This is a genomic window from Lacinutrix sp., assembly GCF_037625555.1.
Taxonomy (GTDB): Bacteria; Bacteroidota; Bacteroidia; order Flavobacteriales; family Flavobacteriaceae; genus Lacinutrix.
The window spans coordinates 1-19,956 of sequence record NZ_JASJHV010000050.1 but is presented as its reverse complement, the minus strand read 5'-3'; the positions used below and the strand labels follow the sequence as shown (position 1 = coordinate 19,956).

Here is a 19,956-nt window from a genome sequence, read left to right as displayed (position 1 = left end):
GAATACATTGTTTGGAAAGGAATTAACGACCAAAAAGAAGACATAAAAGCTTTAGTCAATTTCTGTAAAGCGGTGCCTTGTAAAGTGAATTTAATAGAATACAATCCTATTGATGACGGCGAGTTTCAACAAGCAAGTTCGGCAGCAATCAATAATTATATTTCTAACTTAGAAATGCATGACATTACTGTAAACGTAAGAAGAAGTAGAGGTAAAGATATTGATGCTGCTTGTGGGCAATTGGCAAATAAAGCTTAAAAAAACTCAAATTTCACTGATTTTCAACTTCTTTTAAATCAATGACTTCTTATTTATATTTAGTATTTTTGTAGTAAATGAATCTAGTAGAACAAATTAAACTTCCCATTTTAACTGAGATGGAACTTTTTGAAAAAAAGTTCAAGGATGCCATGTTGTCTAAGGTTCCACTTTTAAACAGAATTACTTATTATATAGTGCGTAGGAAAGGAAAACAAATGCGACCAATGTTTGTGTTTCTTGTAGCTAAAATGGTGTCTAATGGAGAGGTGAAAGACAGAACTTACAGAGGAGCATCTGTTATAGAACTTATTCATACAGCCACTTTGGTACATGACGATGTTGTAGACGATAGTAATAAACGTCGTGATTTCTTTAGCATTAATGCGCTTTGGAAAAACAAAATAGCCGTACTTATTGGCGATTATTTATTATCCAAAGGTCTATTACTATCTATAGACAATAACGATTTCGATTTACTAAAAATTATTTCGGTTGCAGTAAGAGAAATGAGCGAAGGCGAATTACTTCAAATTGAAAAAGCCAGAAGACTTGATATTACAGAAACTATTTACTACGAAATAATAAGACAAAAAACTGCAACCTTGATTGCAGCATGTTGCAGTCTTGGTGCTGCATCTGTAAAACCAGAATCTGAAGATGTAGAAACCATGCGTAAGTTTGGAGAACTTATAGGAATGGCTTTTCAAATTAAAGACGATTTGTTCGACTATGGAACCAATAGCATAGGCAAACCTTTAGGCATAGATATAAAAGAACAAAAAATGACCTTACCTCTTATTTATGTTTTAAATACTGTAAGTAAAAAGGACAAAAAATGGGTGATTAACTCTATAAAAAACCATAATAAAGACAAAAAACGTGTAAACGAAGTTATTGCATTTGTTAAAAATAATGGTGGATTAGAGTATGCGGTAACAAAAATGAAAGCTTTTCAAGCTGAAGCTTTACAAATACTTCAAAAATACCCAGATTCTGAGTATAAATCTTCTTTAGAATTAATGGTAAATTATGTGATTGAAAGGAAGAAATAACAAGCCTTTTAAATTTATAATAAATAAATTATCTTTATGCGATAACAGTAACAAAAAAGTTACTATATCCTGACGTATTTACAAGATATGAGTAGTGAAATTTGATATATAACGAGTTGGTCACAATTTATGAAAAACCTGATTTACATAATTACTAATTAACTAATTGTAAGATAGTGTTTTATATTATTCAATTTACCAATACACTTATTATTTAGTTTAAGTAAAGAAAGGTATAATAAAGCACTTCAACTTTTTAATAAAGTGCAAATCAAACTAAAGAATACATGTTTTTAAAGAAATGTAAGTTTAAAAACAGTATACTTTTATAAACAATTCATTTATATTACATTTACAAAGTAATTTCGCAGAAGCGATAAACTTCAAAAAAATTGATATCAAAATCATCCATAGACCAAGTATATGAAACTGCTCGATTAGAGGAGGTTATTGGTGATTTTGTACAATTAAAAAAAGCAGGAAGTAACTTTAAGGGATTAAGCCCATTTAGTGAGGAACGCTCTCCTAGTTTTATGGTATCTCCTGTAAAGCAAATTTGGAAAGATTTTTCTAGTGGTAAAGGTGGTAATGTTGTTGCCTTTTTAATGGAACATGAGCATTTTACGTATCCTGAAGCTATAAAATATCTTGCTAAAAAATACAATATCGAGATTGAAGAAACAGAACAATCTAACGAACAAAAAGAAGCACAAGACAGACGAGAAAGTTTATATCTAGTAAGCGAGTATGCTAATACTTATTTTAAACACGTATTACACAAAACAGACAAAGGCAAAGCTATAGGATTAAGTTATTTTAAAGAACGTGGTTTTACAGATGAAACCGTTAAAATATTCGACCTAGGCTATTGTACAGACGCCTGGAGTGGATTTACAGATGAAGCCATTAAAAAAGGATACAAACTAGAATTTCTTGCAGAGACTGGTTTAACAATAGACAAAGGAGATAAGCAGTTTGATAGATTTAAAGGTCGAGTAATGTTTCCAATACAAAGCATGAGTGGTCGTGTTTTAGGCTTTGGAGGACGTATTTTAACTAACGATAAAAAAGCTGCTAAATACTTAAACTCACCAGAGAGCGATATTTATCATAAAAGTAAAGTGTTGTATGGTATTTATCATGCAAAACAGAGTATTGCAAAAGAAGATAATTGTTTTTTAGTTGAAGGATATACAGATGTAATACAGTTTCATCAAACTGGTGTTACCAACGTTGTTTCTTCTTCTGGAACAGCTTTAACCAGTGATCAAATTAGATTAATAAACAGGCTTACAAAAAACATTACTGTGCTTTTTGATGGTGATGCTGCAGGATTAAGAGCCTCTTTACGTGGTATTGATCTTATTTTAGAACAAGGCATGAACGTTAAGGTATGTACTTTTCCAGAAGGTGAAGATCCTGATAGTTTTGCAAAAACAAATACGCTCGATGAGTTAAAGCATTATCTAACAGAGCATTCTAAAGACTTTATTCAATTTAAGGCATCTGTTTTATATGAAGAGTCTCAAAACGACCCAATAAAAAAGGCAGAAACGATTAGAGATATTATTAATAGTATTGCTAAAATTCCAGATCATATTAAACGTGAAGTTTACATACAAGAATGTTCTAGAATTATGGACATAAGTGAAGGTGTTTTATTTAGTACTCTTGCACAACTCACCCAAAAAGAAGCAAACGATCAAGCAAAACAGCAACAAAAGCCACAGCAAGCTTTCGAGGTTATTAAACACCAACAGCCTCTAAAAAAGGTTGATGTACAATTTGTTTTAGAAAGAAAAATAATAGAAATATTATTACTTTATGGAAATAAAACTGAAGATTTTGAAGACCTTGTTTTAAAAGAAAATGAAAAAGGGATATTAATTTTAGAGCCTGAAATACACCAGACAAAAGTGTTCGAAAAGGTGTTTTTAGACTTGCAAGATGATGAAATGGAATTCTCTAACGAGCAGTTTAAAAACCTATATTATAAAATAATAGAAACTTTAAATCTGAATCCAGAATTCTCTTCGGAACATTTAATAAATACTGTAGATGCAGAAGTAGGTAACGAGATTACTAATATTTTAATGGAAGATGAACGTTACGAATTGTCTGATTGGGAAAGTAAAAATATTTTTCCTAAATCTAAAACAGAAAGTATTGCGCAATTAGTAAGTGAAACTATTCTATGCTTACGCTGCCACTTAATCGATAAAAAAGTATTAGGATTCCAACAAAAAACTTTAGAAAATAAAAACGAAGTTAACAGAAGTATTCTAGAAGAAGTAAAAGATTATTCTGGACTAAAAATGCTATTATCTAGAAAACTAAATCGCGTTTTATAGTAGGATATTTTTAGATTGTTCTACCAAATCTATTAAATTATCTACATTTAATTTTTTCATTAAACGTGCTCTATAGGTACTAACTGTTTTTTCATTAATATCGAGCTCTAAAGCAATTTCCATATTACGCTTTCCTGAAGCTAATAATTTTAAAACCTCTACTTCTCTTGTAGATAATTTTTTATAATAAGTGTTCCCTTTAAATCCTTTAGCTTGTTTATTTAATTGCTCTAAAAGCACTTTATTTAAATATAAGCCACCATTATTAACTTTAATAATAGCATCTTTTAAAGCATCAAGAGATTCTGATTTAGACACAAACCCATTTGCACCTGCTTTAATAGAACTTAGTGCATACACTTCTTCAGGTTGCGCACTATATAGTATTATTTTAACCTTCGGAAAAGCTGCATTTATGTGTCTTATTGCTGTAAGACCATTAAGATTTGGTAAATCTATTTCTGTTAAAACTACATCTACAGGATTTCTCTTTAAAAAATCTAATATTGCATCACCACTAGACACACTACCTATTATTTTTATATTTTGAGAAGTCCTAAATAAAAGTTCTAAACCTTTACATATAATTGGATGTGGATCGACTACTAGTAACTTGACCATAATTTTATTTGTTTTTATTTAGGTTGTTACACTCAAAAAAATGAAAATAAATAAACTAATAATCAAGATAAAGATATAAAATTATCTTTTATATTAATGATCAACAGTATTTTACAAAAAAATATTACTTAAAATCATTAGGTATTTCGCAAATAGGAATAGTAACCATTTTATGCCTATTTTCATTATTATAGCGCTTAAAAATAGTAAAAACTTCTTTTTCTCTTCCTATAAAATCGTTAACTGTGCTCCCTTTTTCACTTTCTTTCATAGCCCATTCTAATTCTGGATAGGAGGCTCCTATTTGGTCTTCATCACTTCTTGCATCTCCAAAAAGTCCATCGCTAGGTGCTGCTTTCATTATAGAATTTGGCACTTCTAAAAAGGTTCCAATAGTATAAACTTCACTCTTTAATAAATCGGCAATAGGACTTAAATCTACACCACCATCACCATATTTGGTATAAAAGCCAACACCAAAATCTTCTACTTTATTTCCAGTTCCTGCTACTAATAAGCCTAACAATCCTGCATGGTAGTATAATGTAGTCATTCTTAAACGAGCTCTAGTATTTGCCAAAGCCATATCAACAGTAGCCTGTTTTCCATGTAAAGAGACTTCGGTTTTAAACTCTTCAAAAACTGGAGTAAGATCTGTACAAGTTTCACTAACATTTGGAAAACGTAATTTTAATTTTTTAATGTGCTCTTGTGCTCTAGACACATGGCTTGGTGCTTGGTGAATTGGCATTTCTATACATAAAACATCTAAACCAGTTTTTGCACATAAAGTTGAGGTTACTGCAGAATCTATTCCGCCAGAAATCCCTAAAACAAAACCATTAACTCCTGCGTTAGTAGCATAGTCTTTTAACCAATTAACAATATGATTTACTACTTTTTCTGTTTGCATTTTTTGAAGTATTTAAAACAAAGAATAGTACCTTTGCCTAACAAAAATAAAGCAAACACATTAGGAATAAAAATGAAAAGCGTCTTGAAACCTATTTATTTTCTTTTACTCTCTTTTTTAGCAATATCATCTTGCACAAAGGAAGATAAAATTGAAACTGAAATTTCTAAAATTAATATTGATTTTACTGTAGAGCGTTTTGACAAAGCTTTTGCAGAAGTAACAACAAGCTCCTTACCTAAACTTAAAAATGCATATCCATTTTTATTTGCAAAGAATTATGATGATTCTTTTTGGTTAAACAAAATAAAGGACACAATACAACAACAACTACAAAACGAATCAATTAAAAAATTCGAAGATTTAAAAACAGAAACTGTAGAATTAGAATCGTTATTTCAACATTTAAAATACTATTTCCCAGAATTTAAAACACCAAGAGTAATTACTGTCGCATCAGACGTTGACTATAGAAATAAAGTAATTGTTACAGATACTATAGTTGTTTTACCATTAGCTAATTATTTAGGGAAAGATCATTTTTTTTACGAAGGCATACAAGCATATATTGCAGAAGACTTAGAACCTAATCTTATGGTTGTAGACCTTGCAAATAATTATGCCAAACACTATACTTTTGAACAGCAAAGAAATACTTTTTTAGACGATTTAATATACGAAGGCAAACTGTTATATTTTAAAGATAAAGTGATTCCTTTTAAAACAAATGCAGAAAAATTAAATTATACAGATTCAGAATTAAATTGGGCAAAAGCCAACGAAGAATATATTTGGCGCTATTTTGTAGATAAAGAATTATTATACAATACAGACACAAAACTACCTAGTCGTTTTATAAATCCTGCTCCTTTTTCTAAATTTTATTTAGAACAGATAGACCTTAAGTCTCCAGGAGAAATTGGCAAATACATTGGCTGGCAGATTGTAAATGATTATATGAAAAATAACACCATATCTTTTAAGCAAATGCTTACTAAAGATGCGAAAGAAATTTTTAACAACGCTAATTACAAACCTAGAAAATAATGGCAAATTTAAAATCTAAAATCACTTTAAACGTAGAGTTAGACGAAAACAAAGTACCTGAAAAATTAAATTGGACTGCCCAAGATGGAGGTTTTACAAATGCAGAAGCTAAAGCCATGATGCTTTCAGTTTGGGATAGTGCTGCACAAGAATCTTTACGTATAGATTTATGGACAAAAGATATGCCTGTAGATGAAATGAAAGTATTTTTTCATCAAACTTTAGTGGCTATGAGTAATACTTTTAATCGCGCAACACAAGACGATAAAATGACTGCAACCATGAAAGATTTTTGCGATTATTGTGCTGAGAAGTTGGAATTGAATAAATAGATATATATGTTTATAATATCTATTCTAAAAACAAAAAATATCTTCCTAGACTCTAAAAACAAGAAGTTTACAGTAAAAAAATTTGTTTTTTTAAAAAAAAAAATACTTTTACTTATTATTAATTAAAATATTAAAATTATGAAAAAAATTACTCTTTTATTTATTTTATGTATTGGTTTTACTTTTAATTCCCATGCGCAATTGCCAGAAACTTTTGACACAGAAATACCAGCAACTTGGGCTGTATTTAGTGGTTTAAATGGAGAAGGACAAACTTATGCTTGGGTACATAATTCACAAGGTTATATTTTTTGCCAATGGGAACCTGCAGGTTTAGGAACAACAGCAGAAGATTGGCTTGTTTCACCATTAACACCTATTACAACAGCAACGTCTTTATTGACTTTTGATCAAACAGATTATTTTGCTCCAGATTATGGATCTAGTTATACTGTAAGAATATCTACTACCTCTCAAACAGACATTACTAGTTTTACAACAGTAGATACACAAGCAGAACCTAGTGTTACAAATGGTACTGCATTACAATTCTCTGGATACTCTGTAGATTTATCTGCTTATGAAGGGATGAGTGTATATATTGCTTTTGTTTTAGAGCAAAATGATGGTGACGCTTGGTTTTTAGATAACATTGATTTAGAAAACCAAAATGCAACTGCACCAAATCCAGCAATAACACCTACACCTTTAGACACTGCAATAGACGTTGTTATAGATGCCACAAATACTAATGCTGTTGCATTTGCTTGGGCAGCTGCAGCTACAGGTGATCCTGCAACTTCATATGATGTTTATTTAGGAGACTCACCAACTACACTTAATTTATTAGGAAATTTAGGAGCAACATCTATTAATATTACAGGTATGACATACAATACGTTATATTATTGGCAAATTGTAGCTAAAAATGCTGGTGGAGATGCAGTAAATTCTGACATTTGGAGTTTTACTACAGAAATGGATCCATCTTTAAGTGTAGCGGAATTTGAAAATTCAACGTTCTCAGTTTTCCCTAATCCAGTTAAAGATCAATTACATATTAAAACAGAAAAAACCATAGACTCTATTGAGGTATACAATCAACTAGGTCAACGCGTTCTAATGTTTAACTCAATCTTAAACAACTCTGTTAATGTTAGTTCTCTTAATAGTGGAGTATACTTGATTAGTATTTCATCTGAAAACAAAAAACAAACACTTAAAATAATTAAAAAATAATCTTATTTTTTAAATTATAAAAAAGGCCTTACATACTCTGTAAGGCCTTTTTTTTATGATTTATTTCTAGCTGTCCACAAGCGGTATCAATATCTTTACCTCTACTTCTACGCACGTTTACAACAATGCGATTACGTTCTAATTCTTGAATATAATTATCTATTGCTGTATTTGAAGCTTGAATATCTTTCATGCTATCATTAATACCATCCCAAACTACATATTCGTAGGTTATTTTACGTTCGGTTTTTTTATAACAATATTCTAAAGACTCTTTTAAATCTTTAAGAGGAAAAGTCTCATTAAAAGGCATAATTATAGTTCTTACCTCATCTATTGCAGAATGTAGTGATACAGCAAGATTGAACTTAACAGCATCGTCTGCCATTTTTTTAATAATCTTTGGCACACCAGATGTTGAAACTACAATACGCTTTGGCGACATACCTAAACCTTCTGGAGACGTTATTTTATCTATTGCCTTAATAACATTATTATAATTCATGAGTGGTTCTCCCATGCCCATAAATACAATATTACTTAGAGGTCTATTAAAGTATAATTTACTTTCTCTATCTATAGCAACAACTTGATCGTAAATCTCATCTGGATTAAGATTACGCATACGCTTTAATCGTGATGTTGCACAAAACTTACAATCTAAACTACAGCCAACTTGACTAGACACACAAGCTGTTGTTCTTGTTTCGGTTGGTATAAGTACAGATTCTACAATTAAGCCATCGTGTAATTTTACAGCGTTTTTTACTGTACCATCACTACTGTGCGCTGCATAGTATCTACTTCGATATGGTTTATAACAAAGTTATCTTCCATCATTTGGCGCGTTTCTTTAGAGATATTAGTCATATCTTCAAAAGTATGCGCTCCTTTACTCCACAACCATTCGTAAACTTGGTTTCCACGAAAGGCTTTATCTCCTTCCTTTACAAAGAAATCTCTGAGTTGCTCTTTAGTTAAAGCGCGTATGTCTTTTTTCTTATTTGGCATAATGCAAAAATAGAATATTTTTAAATAGTAATTTTGATCTATAAAAAAGCCTCATCATAATGATAAGGCTTTTTGTTTTCTTTAGAAATTATATTATAATAATCTTTTTTCTATACTACTGAAAAGGTTTTCAGTGGTATTAAAATTAGATAATTAACATTGCATCTCCATAACTGTAAAATTTATATTTTTCCTTTACCGCTTCAGCATAAGCACGCTTAACAAATTCGTGTCCTGCGAATGCAGAAGTCATCATCATTAATGTTGATTTTGGCGTATGGAAATTAGTAATCATTACATTAGCAATACTAAACTTGTATGGAGGGAAAATAAATTTATTTGTCCAACCATCAATCTCGTTTAACGTTTGGCTAGAAGAAACAGAACTTTCTACTGCACGCATTGCTGTAGTACCCACAGCACAAATACGACGTCTGTTTTTTAATGCTTTATTTATTTGCTCTACTGTTTTTGGTCCAATTTTAACCTCTTCACTATCCATTTTGTGCTTAGATAAGTCTTCTACCTCAACTGAGTTAAAAGTCCCTAAACCTACGTGTAATGTTACTTTGGCGAAATCTACACCTTTAATTTCTAAACGCTTTAATAAGTGCTTTGAAAAGTGCATTCCTGCAGTTGGAGCTGCTACTGCACCTTCATTTTCTGCAAAAATTGTTTGGTAACGTTCTTCGTCTTCTGGCTCAACTTCTCTTTTGATGTATTTAGGTAATGGTGTTTGACCTAGCAAAGTTAGTTTCTTACGAAACTCTGTATAAGAACCATCGTAAAGAAAACGTAATGTTCTTCCTCTTGATGTTGTATTATCTATAACCTCTGCTACTAAACTTTCATCATCACCAAAGTATAATTTATTTCCTATTCTTATTTTACGAGCTGGATCTACTAAAACATCCCAAAGACGTTGTTCTTCGTTTAACTCACGCAATAAAAACACTTCAATTCTTGCTCCTGTTTTCTCTTTGTTACCAAAAAGACGTGCTGGGAAAACTTTTGTATCATTTAGAATCATGACATCGTCTTCATCAAAATAATCTATAATATCTTTAAATTGCTTGTGTTCTATAGTTTGTTTCTTACGGTTTAAAACCATTAAACGAGCTTCGTCTCTACTCTCCGATGGATATTCTGCCAATAACTCCTCGGGTAATTCGAAGTTAAAGTGTGATAGTTTCATTTTCATGCTTGCCGTAGTTTAGGTTTAGAAAGTTGCAAATATACAATCTCAAGATAGGCGTTGTCAAGTAAATGAGTGATTATTATTTATTAATTTCTATTCCTAAGGAATTTAGGTCTTCCCAAAATGCAGGATAAGATTTAGAAACCACCATATAATCTTCAATTTCTATTGCTACTTTTAAAGCTAAAGGCGCGAAAGCCATTGCCATTCTATGATCTTTATAAGTTGCTATTAAAATGTTTTCATTGATTTTTTTTGAAGCTGAAAGATGAAGACTTTCATTTGTAATTTTTACTTGTCCTCCTAATTTTTCGATTTCTGTTTTTAAAGCTACTAATCTATCGGTTTCTTTAATTTTAAGTGTGTGTAATCCTGTTAAATTAGACTCTAGACCTAAAGCAAATACTGTAACAGAAATTGTTTGCGCAATATCTGGAGCTTTAGATAAATCGAAATCTATACTAATTTCTGGGTTTACAGTATTTGTTTTCTCAAGAATAATTGAATGTTCTTGAAAACGTGTTGAAACACCAAAACTCTTATATAACTCTGTTAATATAGAATCTCCTTGTAAACTAGACTTTGTATAAGAAGACAATTGTATGGTTGTACCTATTTTAGAAAGTGCGACTATGCTATAAAAATAGGATACTGATGACCAATCTGACTCTACAGTTAAATGAGTCTTTTTTATTTCTAGTTTTTTTGCTTTAACCGTTATTGTGTTTTCTATAAATGTAGAGTCTACATCTATGCGTTTTAGCAAATCTAAAGTCATCTTAATATAAGGCACAGAGGTTATTTTGCCTTTTAATGTAAGTTCTAATCCGTTTTCTAGTTTAGATGCTATTAATAATAATGCTGATATGTATTGACTACTTACATTCGTATTTAAGGAAACTTTAGATTTTGTTAAGGTTTTCCCTTTTATTAAAAGCGGTGGAAAACCTTCTTTTTCTTTATATACAATATCTGCTCCTAACTGATTTAAGGCTTCAACCAAAATTTTAATTGGTCTTTCCTTCATGCGTTTAGAGCCTGTAAGAATCGTTTCTCTTCCTTCTTGAGTTGAAAAATAGGCAGTTAAGAAACGCATTGCTGTTCCTGCATGATGTATATCTATTTCTTGGTCTTTAGAAGCCAAAGCAGCAGTCATTAATTTAGAATCGTCGCTGTTAGAGATGTTTTTAATCTTTATTGTTGGATAGAGTACTTGAAGCAATAATAATCTATTAGACTCACTCTTAGAGCCAGTAATACTGATTGAAGATTGTGCTTTAATTGAAGATTTTGAGAGTTTTAAATTCATATCCTTTAATAGAGTCTTGCATTAGCAAGAAAGAAAATTTATTTTAGCTTATCGTTATTATGGTGCCTGTCGTGATCGCGCTTGGTTTTGATATCTAATTTTTTATCGAAAGCACTTTGTAAATCTATTCCTGTTTGGTTTGCTAAGCATAAAACAACAAACATAACATCTGCTAATTCTTCTCCTAAGTCTTTGTTTTTATCGCTCTCTTTTTCGCTTTGTTCTCCATAACGTCTTGCAATAATTCTGGCAACTTCGCCAACTTCTTCTGTAAGTTGCGCCATATTTGTAAGTTCGTTAAAATAACGAACACCATGGTTTTTTATCCAATTATCGACTTCTTGTTGTGCGTTTTTTATGTCCATTTTTAACTTATTTACTATTACTGAATTTTCTTAAGCACTATTTTTTCTGCTTTCTTATCTGAAGATAATTGCATGAATTTTTTAAATTCTGGATATCCTTTTGGTAAAATTAAAGTGTTATTTAAATCTAGATTAACAACTAACTGTATCATTTTACCATTTGGTGTTATTACATAAGAGAACTCGCCTTCTTTTGTGTTAAGCACAAATTTAGAGTTTTCAGGAGTGGTTTCTATCTCGTAACCTTCTGGTAAATTAATATTAATTCTATATTTTGTATTTCTAGGATATATTAAATCTATTGGATAAACAAGTGTGTCTTGAATAAAAGCATTGGTGTTATTTCCAAAAAATAATAATGGCGAGAAGTATAACTTACCTCCTATTTCTTCTACTGCATTATCAAGTTTAAAATCGTAAGACAAGAGAATAGGTTTACTTAAGTTGGTTTTATTTTTTATATCTAAATTCTCTATTACAATGTCTCCTTTTTCTCTTTCTAATTCTGTAACAATACTTTCTTTTTTAATTTTAGCATAATGCTCTGTAACAACCATTTTATTATAATCTTTAATTTCACTTTCTAAAGATTTATGTCTTATTACCGCATTTGCATTATCTTTAAGCTCAGCACTTAGTGTTAAGTTATTTGTCTTACTAGATTGAGAATTACCAATAATAGTAAAAATAAAGACAAATAAGTTTAGATTAAATTTTTGAAACATTAGATAAGTTTAATATGGAAATATAAGTATTTATAGTGTTTTGAAAAATAAATTTATAGGAAAATTCTTATTCTCTATTTTTAGAGTCTATTACAATTGTAACTGGTCCAGAATTTAATAATTGTACATTCATATCTGCTCCAAAAACGCCAGTTTGAATTGGTTTATTTAATACAGATTCAAGTGTGCTATTAAATGCTTTATATAATGGTATGGCTACTTCTGGTTTTGCTGCTTTAATATAACTTGGTCTGTTTCCTTTTTTTGTACTTGCATGAAGTGTAAATTGACTTACTACAATAACTTCACCATTTGTATCTAATAAAGAGGTATTCATTAAGCCATTAGCATCTTCAAAAATACGCAGATTGACTACTTTATTTGTTAACCAAATAATGTCTTCTTCTGTATCTTGGTTTACAATACCTAATAAAATTAAAAGCCCATGCTCTATTGAAGCTACAGTTTTGCTTTCTACAGTTACACTGGCATTAGAAACTCTTTGAATAACTATTCTCATGGTAATTTATCTGTATACGGAACTCTATTTGTAAATTATTACTGGTCTTTATCCCAAATGTCTGTTCTGTAGTGTTGGTCGTCTCCTTCAATTATTTGAACATAACTTTTGTAACGAGAAGCAGCTATTTTATCGCTTTCTAATGCTTCTTTTACTGCACATTTAGGTTCTTCTATATGTAAACAGTTATTAAATTTACAATCTTGACTTAATTTAAAAAACTCAGGAAAATAATCGCTTATCTCTTCATTTTCCATATATACAACTCCAAAACCTTTAATTCCTGGTGTGTCTATAATTTTTGCATTAAAACTTAAATCGAACATTTCTGCAAACGTAGTTGTGTGCTGTCCTTGAGAGTGTTGTGTAGATATTGTTTTTGTTTTTAAATCTAAACTTGGTTCTATTGTGTTTACTAAAGTAGATTTACCAACACCAGAGTGACCAGTAAACACACTTACTTTACCTTCCATTAAGGCTTTAATTTTATCTATATTCTCTCCTGTTTTAGCCGAAACACTAACGCATTCATAGCCAATATTTCTATATATATGCTCTAGGTATTTAACCTCTAAAATAGTCTCCTTATTATAAGTGTCTATTTTATTAAAAACTAATACTGTTTTTATAGAATAAGCTTGTGCAGTTACTAAAAAACGATCTATAAAACTTGTAAAAGTAGGCGGATTATCTATGGTAATTAATAAAAAAACTTGGTCTATATTCGAGGCAATAATATGTGTTTGCTTAGAGAGGTTAACCGATTTTCTTACAATATAATTCTCGCGATCGTGAATCTTGTTTATTACACCTGTTTCCTTATCACTCTTAGTATCTAAATCGAAATCTACATAATCGCCTACAGCAATAGGATTGGTACTTTTAATGCCTTGTAAACGAAATTTACCTTTTATTCTGCATTCGTAAGTGGTGCCAAGTTCGTTTTTAACTGTGTACCAACTTCCTGTAGATTTATATACTAATCCTGTCATTAAAAAATTATTATGCAAATTAACGATTTTAATTTATTAGAATTATTATATTAGTCTCTTAATTTAAAACTCACTAAATGAAAAAACTATTATTATTTATCACACTATTACTATCTTTTTGAACTATTGATGCTCAAACAAATCTTTATGAACATGAAAAGTTTGATGAACTTACGAAAGATCATAAAACCATAGCAATAGTAACTTTTAAAACCCAAGTAAAACTGAGACCAAAACAAATGAAGGCTTTAAAAGAAGGTGATTTAGAAAAGCTTGAAAAAGCTGAAAGTGAAGGATTACAATCTGGAATGCACTCATAGTTTTTGAAACGTAAAAAACGTGGAAAAATGAAAGTTGATGTTCAAGATCCCAAAAGAACTAATGCTTTATTAAAAAAAGAAGGTATTACTTATGAAAATATAGAAGATCAACTACCAGAAGATTTAGCTAAACTATTAGGTGTAGATGCTATTATTTCAGGTGATTATGAAACAAACAAACCAATGTCTGATGGTGCGCCTATTGCATTAGGTCTAGTTTTTGGCTTTTTTGGATCTACTAATTCAGCAATAGTGAATATGAGTATTCATAATGCTTCTGACGCAGAATTACTTTGGAATTACCATAAAAAAGTAAAAGGAAGTATAGGAAGCAGTCCTGAAGATTTAGTTAATATACTAATGAGAAAAGCTTCAAGAAGATTAGGTTACACTAAATAATCGCAAAAAAAAAGCTGAAAAATAATATATTATTTTTCAGCTTTTTTTATTAATAATCTATTGACTTAGACAATCACTTCTCCATTACATTTAATTACCTTCTCTTGATGATTAATAGACTCTTGATGCACTGCTTTAAAGAGTCTTAAAATAAACTCTTCGCTCAAGCCTTTTTCATCGCCTTTTAGCACCATTTTACCTAAAATTTCATTCCAACGTTTACTTTGTAAAACGGCAACGTTTTTCTGTTTTTTAAGTTTCCCAATACCATCGGCTACTTGCATACGCTTGCCTAATAAATCTATAAGTTGATTATCGACAACATCTATTTGAGCTCTTAAATTAGTTAACTCACTATTATATGCTGCTTCTGGATCTGTAACTTTTCTAATTTTTAAATCCTGCATCATTTTAATTAAAGCAGTAGGTGTTACTTGTTGAGCAGCATCACTCCATGCATTTTCTGGATCTGTGTGAGTTTCAATCATTAAACCATCAAAATTAAGATCTAAAGCGGTTTGAGAGACATCGAAAACCATATCTCGTTTTCCAGTAATATGCGATGGATCGTTAATTAATGGTAAATCTGGAAAACTGTTTTGAAACTCGATAGCAATTTGCCATTCTGGAATGTTTCTATATTTGGTTTTTTCGTACGTTGAAAACCCTCTGTGAATTGCGCCTAAATTTTTAATTCCAGCAGTATAAAGTCTTTCTATACCACCTAACCACAAGGCTAAATCTGGGTTTACTGGATTTTTAACTAAAACAATTTTATCTGTTCCTGCTAAAGCATCTGCCAATTCTTGCATGATAAACGGACTTACGGTTGAGCGTGCGCCAATCCAAAGTAAATCGACATCATTTTCAATCGCTAATTTTACATGTGCTGCATTAGCGACCTCTGTACAGGTTTTCATTCCTGTTTCCTCTTTTACCTTTTTAAGCCAGTTTAAACCTAAAGCACCAACGCCTTCAAACATTCCTGGTCGTGTTCTTGGTTTCCAAATTCCTGCTCTAAAATAACTTACATCTGTATTTTTAAGCTCGTGAGCAATTTTTAAAACTTGGGCTTCTGTTTCTGCACTACAAGGTCCAGCTATAACTAATGGATGTTCTAAATTCATAGCATCCAACCAGTTTCTCATTTCTTTTTTATTTTCCATAATCTTATTTTTTTTAAGAAAAAAGAATCAAGAGCAGTCTCTATTTTCTATAATCTAGTGTTACTTTATTCCGTTTAATATCTGTTTTATATAATTTGTGTCTTTCATTTCATTAAAAACACCCTCAAAATCATTGTTTTGCATCATATCCTTAAACTTAGTAAGATTTGTAATATAATCTTCTAAAGTCTCAATTACGTTGTCTTTATTCTGCTTAAAAATTGGTGTCCACATCGCTGGTGAACTTTTTGCCAATCTTACAGTACTTTCAAAACCTTAGCCTGCCATATCGAAAATATCGCGTTCATTTTTCTCTTTCTCTATTACTGTTTTACCAAGCATAAATGCGCTAATGCGCGATAAATGCGACATGTAAGCAATGTGTTTGTCATGTGCCTCAGGATTCATATAGCGCATTCTCATTCCAATTTCTGTGAACAGATTCAAGGCTTTTTCTTGAAGTTTAAATGCTGTTTTTTCTACTTCACAAACAATATTTGTTTTGTATTGAAATAAATCTAAAGTAGCTGCTTTTGGTCCAGAAAACTCTGTTCCTGCTATAGGATGCATTGCTAAAAAATTTCTTCTTTTTGGATGGTTTTCTACTACTTTACAAATGTCGAATTTGGTAGAACCAACATCAACAACCAAACCAAAATCTGAAACATTATCTAACACTTTTGGCAATAATTCTACAGCAGAATCTACTGGAATAGATAGTATTACCAAATCTGCTTTGTTTAAATCTTCTATAGTTGCTTTTGCATTAATTACATTTAACTCAAGAGCTTCTGCAAGATGTTGTGCGCTAATATCTATACCATAAATAGTAGCTTCTGGTCTTTTTTTCTTTATATCTAAAGCCAAACCTCCACCTATTAACCCAACACCAATTATGTATATATTATTTATCATACTCTTGTAATTGCTTCTTTAATTTCTTCGGTTTTTGCACACAACGAAAACCGAACATAACCTTCACCTTGACTGCCAAATATAGTTCCTGGAGCTATAAAAACACTATGCTCATTTAAAAGCTTATCTATAAAAGCCTCTGAAGTTAAGTTTGAAGGTAATTTTGCCCATACAAACAATCCGCTGGTATTTTCATCGTAGGTGCAATTTAATTTTGCTGCCAATTCCCAAACTAACTCTCTTCTTTCTTGATAAATTAAATTTAAATTTTCGAGCCAATATTTTGGTGTTTGCAAAGCTTCTATGGCTCCTTTTTGTATGCCATAAAACATACCAGAATCCATATTGCTTTTTACTTTTAAAACAGCATTAAGCAATTGGTTATTACCCAACAACATACCTACTCTCCAGCCTGCCATATTAAATGTTTTACTTAAAGAGTTTAACTCTAAACACATTTCTTTTGAGCCATCTACACTTAAAATACTTAAGGGTTCGCTATTTAATATAAAACTATAAGGATTATCGTTCACCAATAAAATATTATGCTTTTTAGCAAAAACAATTAGTTTTTTAAATATGGCTTTTGTTGCCCTTACTCCTGTTGGCATATGCGGATAATTAAGCCACATAATCTTTACTTTATTTAAATCTTGTTTTTCAAGTTCTTCTATATTAGGACACCAATTATGTGCCTCATCTAAAGTATAAAATATAGGTTTTGCTTCTAACAATTTAGTAACAGCAGTATAGGTTGGGTAGCTTAAATTTGGTATTAAAACGGCATCTCCTTTGTTTAAAAAAGCCATAGAAATATGCATAATACCCTCTTTGCTTCCTATAAGTGGCAACACTTCTGTATTAGCATTTACGTCTACATTAAAATGTATTTTATAAAAACCAGCAATAGTACTTCTTAATTCTGGTAAACCTTGATAGCTTTGGTATGTATGTGCATTTGCATCTTTAAAGCTTTCTGAAATCGCTTTAATAACATTGCTTGGAGGTTGCAAGTCTGGGCTTCCAATTCCTAGGTTAATAATTGGCTTACCTTGAGATTTAAGAGTATTCACTTCTTTTAATTTCTTAGAAAAGTAGTACTCTTCAACACTATGTAATCTATTAGCTACTTCCATTATAATTTACCGTTTTTATATTCTCCCAGTACTTTAAAGTGTGTAGCCATAATCTTTATTATGTTTTTTGCTTTTTCAAAATCATTGTAACTATTAAAAGTTACATCAACAAAAAAGGCATATAACCAAGGCGTTTCAATTTTAGGAAGCGACTGTATTTTAGTTAAATTTATCTTGCAATCACTCATTACATTTAGAATTGTTGCTAAGCTTCCACGTTTATGATCGAGTTCAAATTTTATTGAGGCTTTATTAATTTCTGCTTTTGGAATTTTAGAATTATTTTGACTCACTATTGCAAAACGAGTTTCATTATGTTTAATAGTTTGAATGCTTTCTGCTAAAATATCAAGTTTAAAAATCGATGCTGCAAGACTACTTGTTATGCTGCAACTCCTTTTATTTTACTTTCATGTATTCGCTTAGCTACCTCTGCTGTAGCCTTATCTTCAACCAGTTTAATATGTAGGTGATTTTTAAAAAAAGCTTTACACTGTAACAACGCCATTGGATGTGAATATACTTTTTTTATATCCTCTATATTTTGATTGGGTAAAGCCATTAAATTATGTTGTATATCTAAATAATGCTCGCCTATTATATGTAAATTATTAGTATCAATCAATGCATAATTTGGTATTATAGAACCTGCAATAGAGTTCTCTAGAGCCATAATTGCTACCTCTGCTTTTCCTGATAGTAAAACCGCTACAGTATCATCAAAAGACATACACTGGTTTACAGCAATATATTCACCAAAGTATTCTTGAGATACAATGTGATGAAAAGATCCTTTTACACCTTGAATGTCTACAGTTTTAATAAAATATTAATTTTTTAAAATATATGTTTATTTAAATTACATATACACAGTCTCGTTCTTTTTACAAAAAAAGAAATAGTACCAGCTGTAATATGTGTTTTAAATTATTTTCATTGTAATTATGATGTTAAAGTAAATAATTAAATGACAAATAAAAATACTAAAGCATGAATTTTAAGGTTTTAAATGAAGATTTAAAGATTTACTAACAATGCGTTGTTTAAATTACAGAATGTTTATTTTTGAAAAAAGTATATAAGATGTCTATAAAAGTTGAAAATATAACTAAGGTTTATGGTGATCAAAAAGCACTTAACAATGTGTCTTTTGAAATTAAAAAACCAGAGATTGTTGGTTTTCTGGGTCCTAATGGTGCTGGAAAATCTACAATGATGAAAATATTAACCACTTTTATAAATCCAACAGAAGGTACAGCATTAGTTAATGGGTACGATATTTCTAAAAATGCTAAACAAGTACAGCAAAGTGTAGGTTACTTACCAGAGCACAACCCACTATATCTAGAGCAATATGTTCGGGAATATTTAGCTTTTAATGCTGATGTTTACAATATTAATAAAAATAGAATTGAAGACGTTATAGAGCTTACTGGTCTTGCTCCAGAGGCTCACAAAAAAATAAGTGAGCTATCAAAAGGTTATAAACAGCGAATAGGTTTAGCAAATGCACTACTTCATGATCCAGATGTTTTAATTTTAGACGAACCTACAACTGGCTTAGACCCAAACCAATTAGTAGCTATTAGAGATTTAATTAAATCTATAGGTAAAGAAAAAACTATTTTTCTTTCTACACACATAATGCAAGAGGTAGAAGCCATGTGCGATCGTGTAATAATTATTAATAAAGGAGAAATTGTTGCTAATAAAAAACTAAAGGAGCTTCGAGAAGGACAAGAACAAGTTGTTATTGTTGAATTTGACTATAGAATTGAAGAACCCTTTTTATTAAAATTACCTAATGTAAAAAGTGTAAAAAATACACATGATTTTATTTATGAAATCACCTTTTCTACAAAAGACGATATGCGTTCTCATGTTTTTGATTTTGCTCATGATAACGAATTAAAAATTCTTCAGCTTAACCAAAAAAATGCAAGTTTGGAGAGTATGTTTAGAGACTTAACTGCTTAAAAACACTACTCAATTTAATAAACAAATTATTGAGACTATTACTTAAATTATTATTTGTTATTACCATTCAATTTTTAATAATGGTGGTTATTAATGAGTCTTTTAAT

General features: G+C 30.5%; 17 protein-coding genes and 4 pseudogenes. 8 read left to right on the top strand and 13 right to left on the bottom strand.

Going from position 1 to position 19,956, the window contains the following annotated elements; genetic code table 11:
- The 3 genes and pseudogenes from QNK89_RS03935 to dnaG all read left to right on the top strand — a co-directional run.
- Positions 1-258, top strand: a pseudogene (locus tag QNK89_RS03935) (23S rRNA (adenine(2503)-C(2))-methyltransferase RlmN); the annotation flags it as partial.
- 77 nt (positions 259-335) lie between these two features.
- Complete coding sequence (locus QNK89_RS03930; RefSeq protein WP_340169659.1) at positions 336-1,313, top strand: polyprenyl synthetase family protein; 978 nt, start codon at positions 336-338, stop codon at positions 1,311-1,313.
- 392 nt (positions 1,314-1,705) lie between these two features.
- Positions 1,706-3,664: a DNA primase gene (gene dnaG / locus QNK89_RS03925; protein ID WP_340169658.1), complete on the top strand. Its 1,959-nt coding sequence runs from the start codon at positions 1,706-1,708 to the stop codon at positions 3,662-3,664.
- Here the strand turns inward: dnaG and QNK89_RS03920 are convergent.
- Together QNK89_RS03920 and nadE are read right to left on the bottom strand one after the other, a co-directional pair.
- Positions 3,659-4,285 carry a response regulator transcription factor gene (locus QNK89_RS03920; protein WP_340169657.1) on the bottom strand — a complete coding sequence of 209 codons (627 nt, stop codon included), beginning with the start codon at positions 4,283-4,285 and terminating at the stop codon, positions 3,659-3,661. The genes dnaG and QNK89_RS03920 overlap by 6 nt on opposite strands.
- A 124-nt stretch (positions 4,286-4,409) precedes the next feature.
- The gene (gene nadE / locus QNK89_RS03915) at positions 4,410-5,198 is read right to left on the bottom strand and encodes an NAD(+) synthase (protein WP_340169656.1); all 789 of its coding nucleotides are present in this window, start codon (positions 5,196-5,198) and stop codon (positions 4,410-4,412) included.
- Positions 5,199-5,231: 33 nt separating this feature from the next.
- On the opposite strand from nadE, the gene gldB reads away from it, so the two are divergent.
- The 3 genes from gldB (at position 5,232) to QNK89_RS03900 (ending at position 7,816) form a co-directional block, all read left to right on the top strand.
- The gene (gene gldB, locus QNK89_RS03910) at positions 5,232-6,245 is read left to right on the top strand and encodes a gliding motility lipoprotein GldB (protein WP_340169655.1); all 1,014 of its coding nucleotides are present in this window, start codon (positions 5,232-5,234) and stop codon (positions 6,243-6,245) included.
- Entirely contained in the window at positions 6,245-6,577 is a 333-nt protein-coding gene (gldC, locus tag QNK89_RS03905) for a gliding motility protein GldC (protein WP_340169654.1), read from the top strand. Before gldB ends, gldC begins: the two co-directional genes overlap by 1 nt.
- A gap of 138 nt (positions 6,578-6,715) precedes the next feature.
- On the top strand, positions 6,716-7,816 hold the full coding sequence (locus tag QNK89_RS03900; protein WP_340169653.1) for a choice-of-anchor J domain-containing protein: 1,101 nt from the start codon (positions 6,716-6,718) through the stop codon (positions 7,814-7,816).
- Between the two features lie 28 nt (positions 7,817-7,844).
- On the opposite strand, the pseudogene rlmN reads toward QNK89_RS03900, so the two are convergent.
- From rlmN to rsgA, 7 genes and pseudogenes are all read right to left on the bottom strand, one after another.
- Positions 7,845-8,827 (bottom strand): annotated as a pseudogene (gene rlmN, locus QNK89_RS03895) (23S rRNA (adenine(2503)-C(2))-methyltransferase RlmN).
- A gap of 145 nt (positions 8,828-8,972) precedes the next feature.
- A complete protein-coding gene (queA, locus tag QNK89_RS03890) occupies positions 8,973-10,022 on the bottom strand; it encodes a tRNA preQ1(34) S-adenosylmethionine ribosyltransferase-isomerase QueA (protein ID WP_340169661.1) in 1,050 nt (349 codons plus the stop codon).
- Between the two features lie 82 nt (positions 10,023-10,104).
- Entirely contained in the window at positions 10,105-11,334 is a 1,230-nt protein-coding gene (locus tag QNK89_RS03885; protein WP_340169652.1) for a 3-phosphoshikimate 1-carboxyvinyltransferase, read from the bottom strand.
- Positions 11,335-11,372: 38 nt separating this feature from the next.
- Positions 11,373-11,699 (bottom strand): nucleotide pyrophosphohydrolase, encoded by a 327-nt coding sequence (locus QNK89_RS03880; protein ID WP_340169651.1) that lies wholly within the window; start codon positions 11,697-11,699, stop codon positions 11,373-11,375.
- Between the two features lie 17 nt (positions 11,700-11,716).
- On the bottom strand, positions 11,717-12,424 hold the full coding sequence (locus tag QNK89_RS03875) for a DUF3858 domain-containing protein (RefSeq protein WP_340169650.1): 708 nt from the start codon (positions 12,422-12,424) through the stop codon (positions 11,717-11,719).
- A gap of 67 nt (positions 12,425-12,491) precedes the next feature.
- Positions 12,492-12,944, bottom strand: a complete 453-nt coding sequence (gene dtd, locus QNK89_RS03870; protein WP_340169649.1) for a D-aminoacyl-tRNA deacylase — start codon at positions 12,942-12,944, stop codon at positions 12,492-12,494.
- Between the two features lie 38 nt (positions 12,945-12,982).
- Positions 12,983-13,936 carry a ribosome small subunit-dependent GTPase A gene (rsgA, locus tag QNK89_RS03865; RefSeq protein WP_340169648.1) on the bottom strand — a complete coding sequence of 318 codons (954 nt, stop codon included), beginning with the start codon at positions 13,934-13,936 and terminating at the stop codon, positions 12,983-12,985.
- A 323-nt stretch (positions 13,937-14,259) separates the two neighbouring features.
- Here rsgA and QNK89_RS03860 point away from each other — a divergent pair, with 323 nt between their 5' ends.
- Positions 14,260-14,655, top strand: coding sequence for a hypothetical protein (locus tag QNK89_RS03860; RefSeq protein ID WP_340169647.1), 396 nt, complete (start codon positions 14,260-14,262; stop codon positions 14,653-14,655).
- A gap of 65 nt (positions 14,656-14,720) precedes the next feature.
- Here QNK89_RS03860 and QNK89_RS03855 read toward each other — a convergent pair whose 3' ends face one another.
- The 4 genes and pseudogenes from QNK89_RS03855 to QNK89_RS03840 form a co-directional block, all read right to left on the bottom strand.
- Positions 14,721-15,821 (bottom strand): bifunctional 3-deoxy-7-phosphoheptulonate synthase/chorismate mutase type II, encoded by a 1,101-nt coding sequence (locus tag QNK89_RS03855; RefSeq protein WP_340169646.1) that lies wholly within the window; start codon positions 15,819-15,821, stop codon positions 14,721-14,723.
- Positions 15,822-15,881: 60 nt separating this feature from the next.
- Positions 15,882-16,736, bottom strand: a pseudogene (locus tag QNK89_RS03850) (prephenate dehydrogenase).
- Positions 16,733-17,875: an aminotransferase class I/II-fold pyridoxal phosphate-dependent enzyme gene (locus QNK89_RS03845; RefSeq protein ID WP_340169660.1), complete on the bottom strand. Its 1,143-nt coding sequence runs from the start codon at positions 17,873-17,875 to the stop codon at positions 16,733-16,735. Before QNK89_RS03845 ends, QNK89_RS03850 begins: the two are co-directional and overlap by 4 nt.
- Positions 17,872-18,695: pseudogene (locus QNK89_RS03840) on the bottom strand (prephenate dehydratase). Before QNK89_RS03840 ends, QNK89_RS03845 begins: the two are co-directional and overlap by 4 nt.
- 260 nt (positions 18,696-18,955) lie before the next feature.
- Between QNK89_RS03840 and gldA the strand changes: the two are divergent.
- Positions 18,956-19,849: a gliding motility-associated ABC transporter ATP-binding subunit GldA gene (gene gldA / locus QNK89_RS03835; protein ID WP_340169645.1), complete on the top strand. Its 894-nt coding sequence runs from the start codon at positions 18,956-18,958 to the stop codon at positions 19,847-19,849.
- Positions 19,850-19,956 lie beyond the last annotated feature (107 nt).

Bases quoted from the DNA above. Each gene is read 5' to 3' on its own strand.
- QNK89_RS03880 (WP_340169651.1), bottom strand. From the start codon at position 11,699: ATGGACATAAAAAACGCACAACAAGAAGTCGATAATTGGATAAAAAAC.
- dtd (WP_340169649.1), bottom strand. From the start codon at position 12,944: ATGAGAATAGTTATTCAAAGAGTTTCTAATGCCAGTGTAACTGTAGAA.
- QNK89_RS03855 (WP_340169646.1), bottom strand. From the start codon at position 15,821: ATGGAAAATAAAAAAGAAATGAGAAACTGGTTGGATGCTATGAATTTA.
- gldC (WP_340169654.1), top strand. From the start codon at position 6,245: ATGGCAAATTTAAAATCTAAAATCACTTTAAACGTAGAGTTAGACGAA.
- QNK89_RS03885 (WP_340169652.1), bottom strand. From the start codon at position 11,334: ATGAATTTAAAACTCTCAAAATCTTCAATTAAAGCACAATCTTCAATC.
- QNK89_RS03875 (WP_340169650.1), bottom strand. From the start codon at position 12,424: ATGTTTCAAAAATTTAATCTAAACTTATTTGTCTTTATTTTTACTATT.
- queA (WP_340169661.1), bottom strand. From the start codon at position 10,022: ATGAAACTATCACACTTTAACTTCGAATTACCCGAGGAGTTATTGGCA.
- rsgA (WP_340169648.1), bottom strand. From the start codon at position 13,936: ATGACAGGATTAGTATATAAATCTACAGGAAGTTGGTACACAGTTAAA.
- nadE (WP_340169656.1), bottom strand. From the start codon at position 5,198: ATGCAAACAGAAAAAGTAGTAAATCATATTGTTAATTGGTTAAAAGAC.
- QNK89_RS03900 (WP_340169653.1), top strand. From the start codon at position 6,716: ATGAAAAAAATTACTCTTTTATTTATTTTATGTATTGGTTTTACTTTT.
- gldA (WP_340169645.1), top strand. From the start codon at position 18,956: ATGTCTATAAAAGTTGAAAATATAACTAAGGTTTATGGTGATCAAAAA.
- QNK89_RS03930 (WP_340169659.1), top strand. From the start codon at position 336: ATGAATCTAGTAGAACAAATTAAACTTCCCATTTTAACTGAGATGGAA.
- QNK89_RS03920 (WP_340169657.1), bottom strand. From the start codon at position 4,285: ATGGTCAAGTTACTAGTAGTCGATCCACATCCAATTATATGTAAAGGT.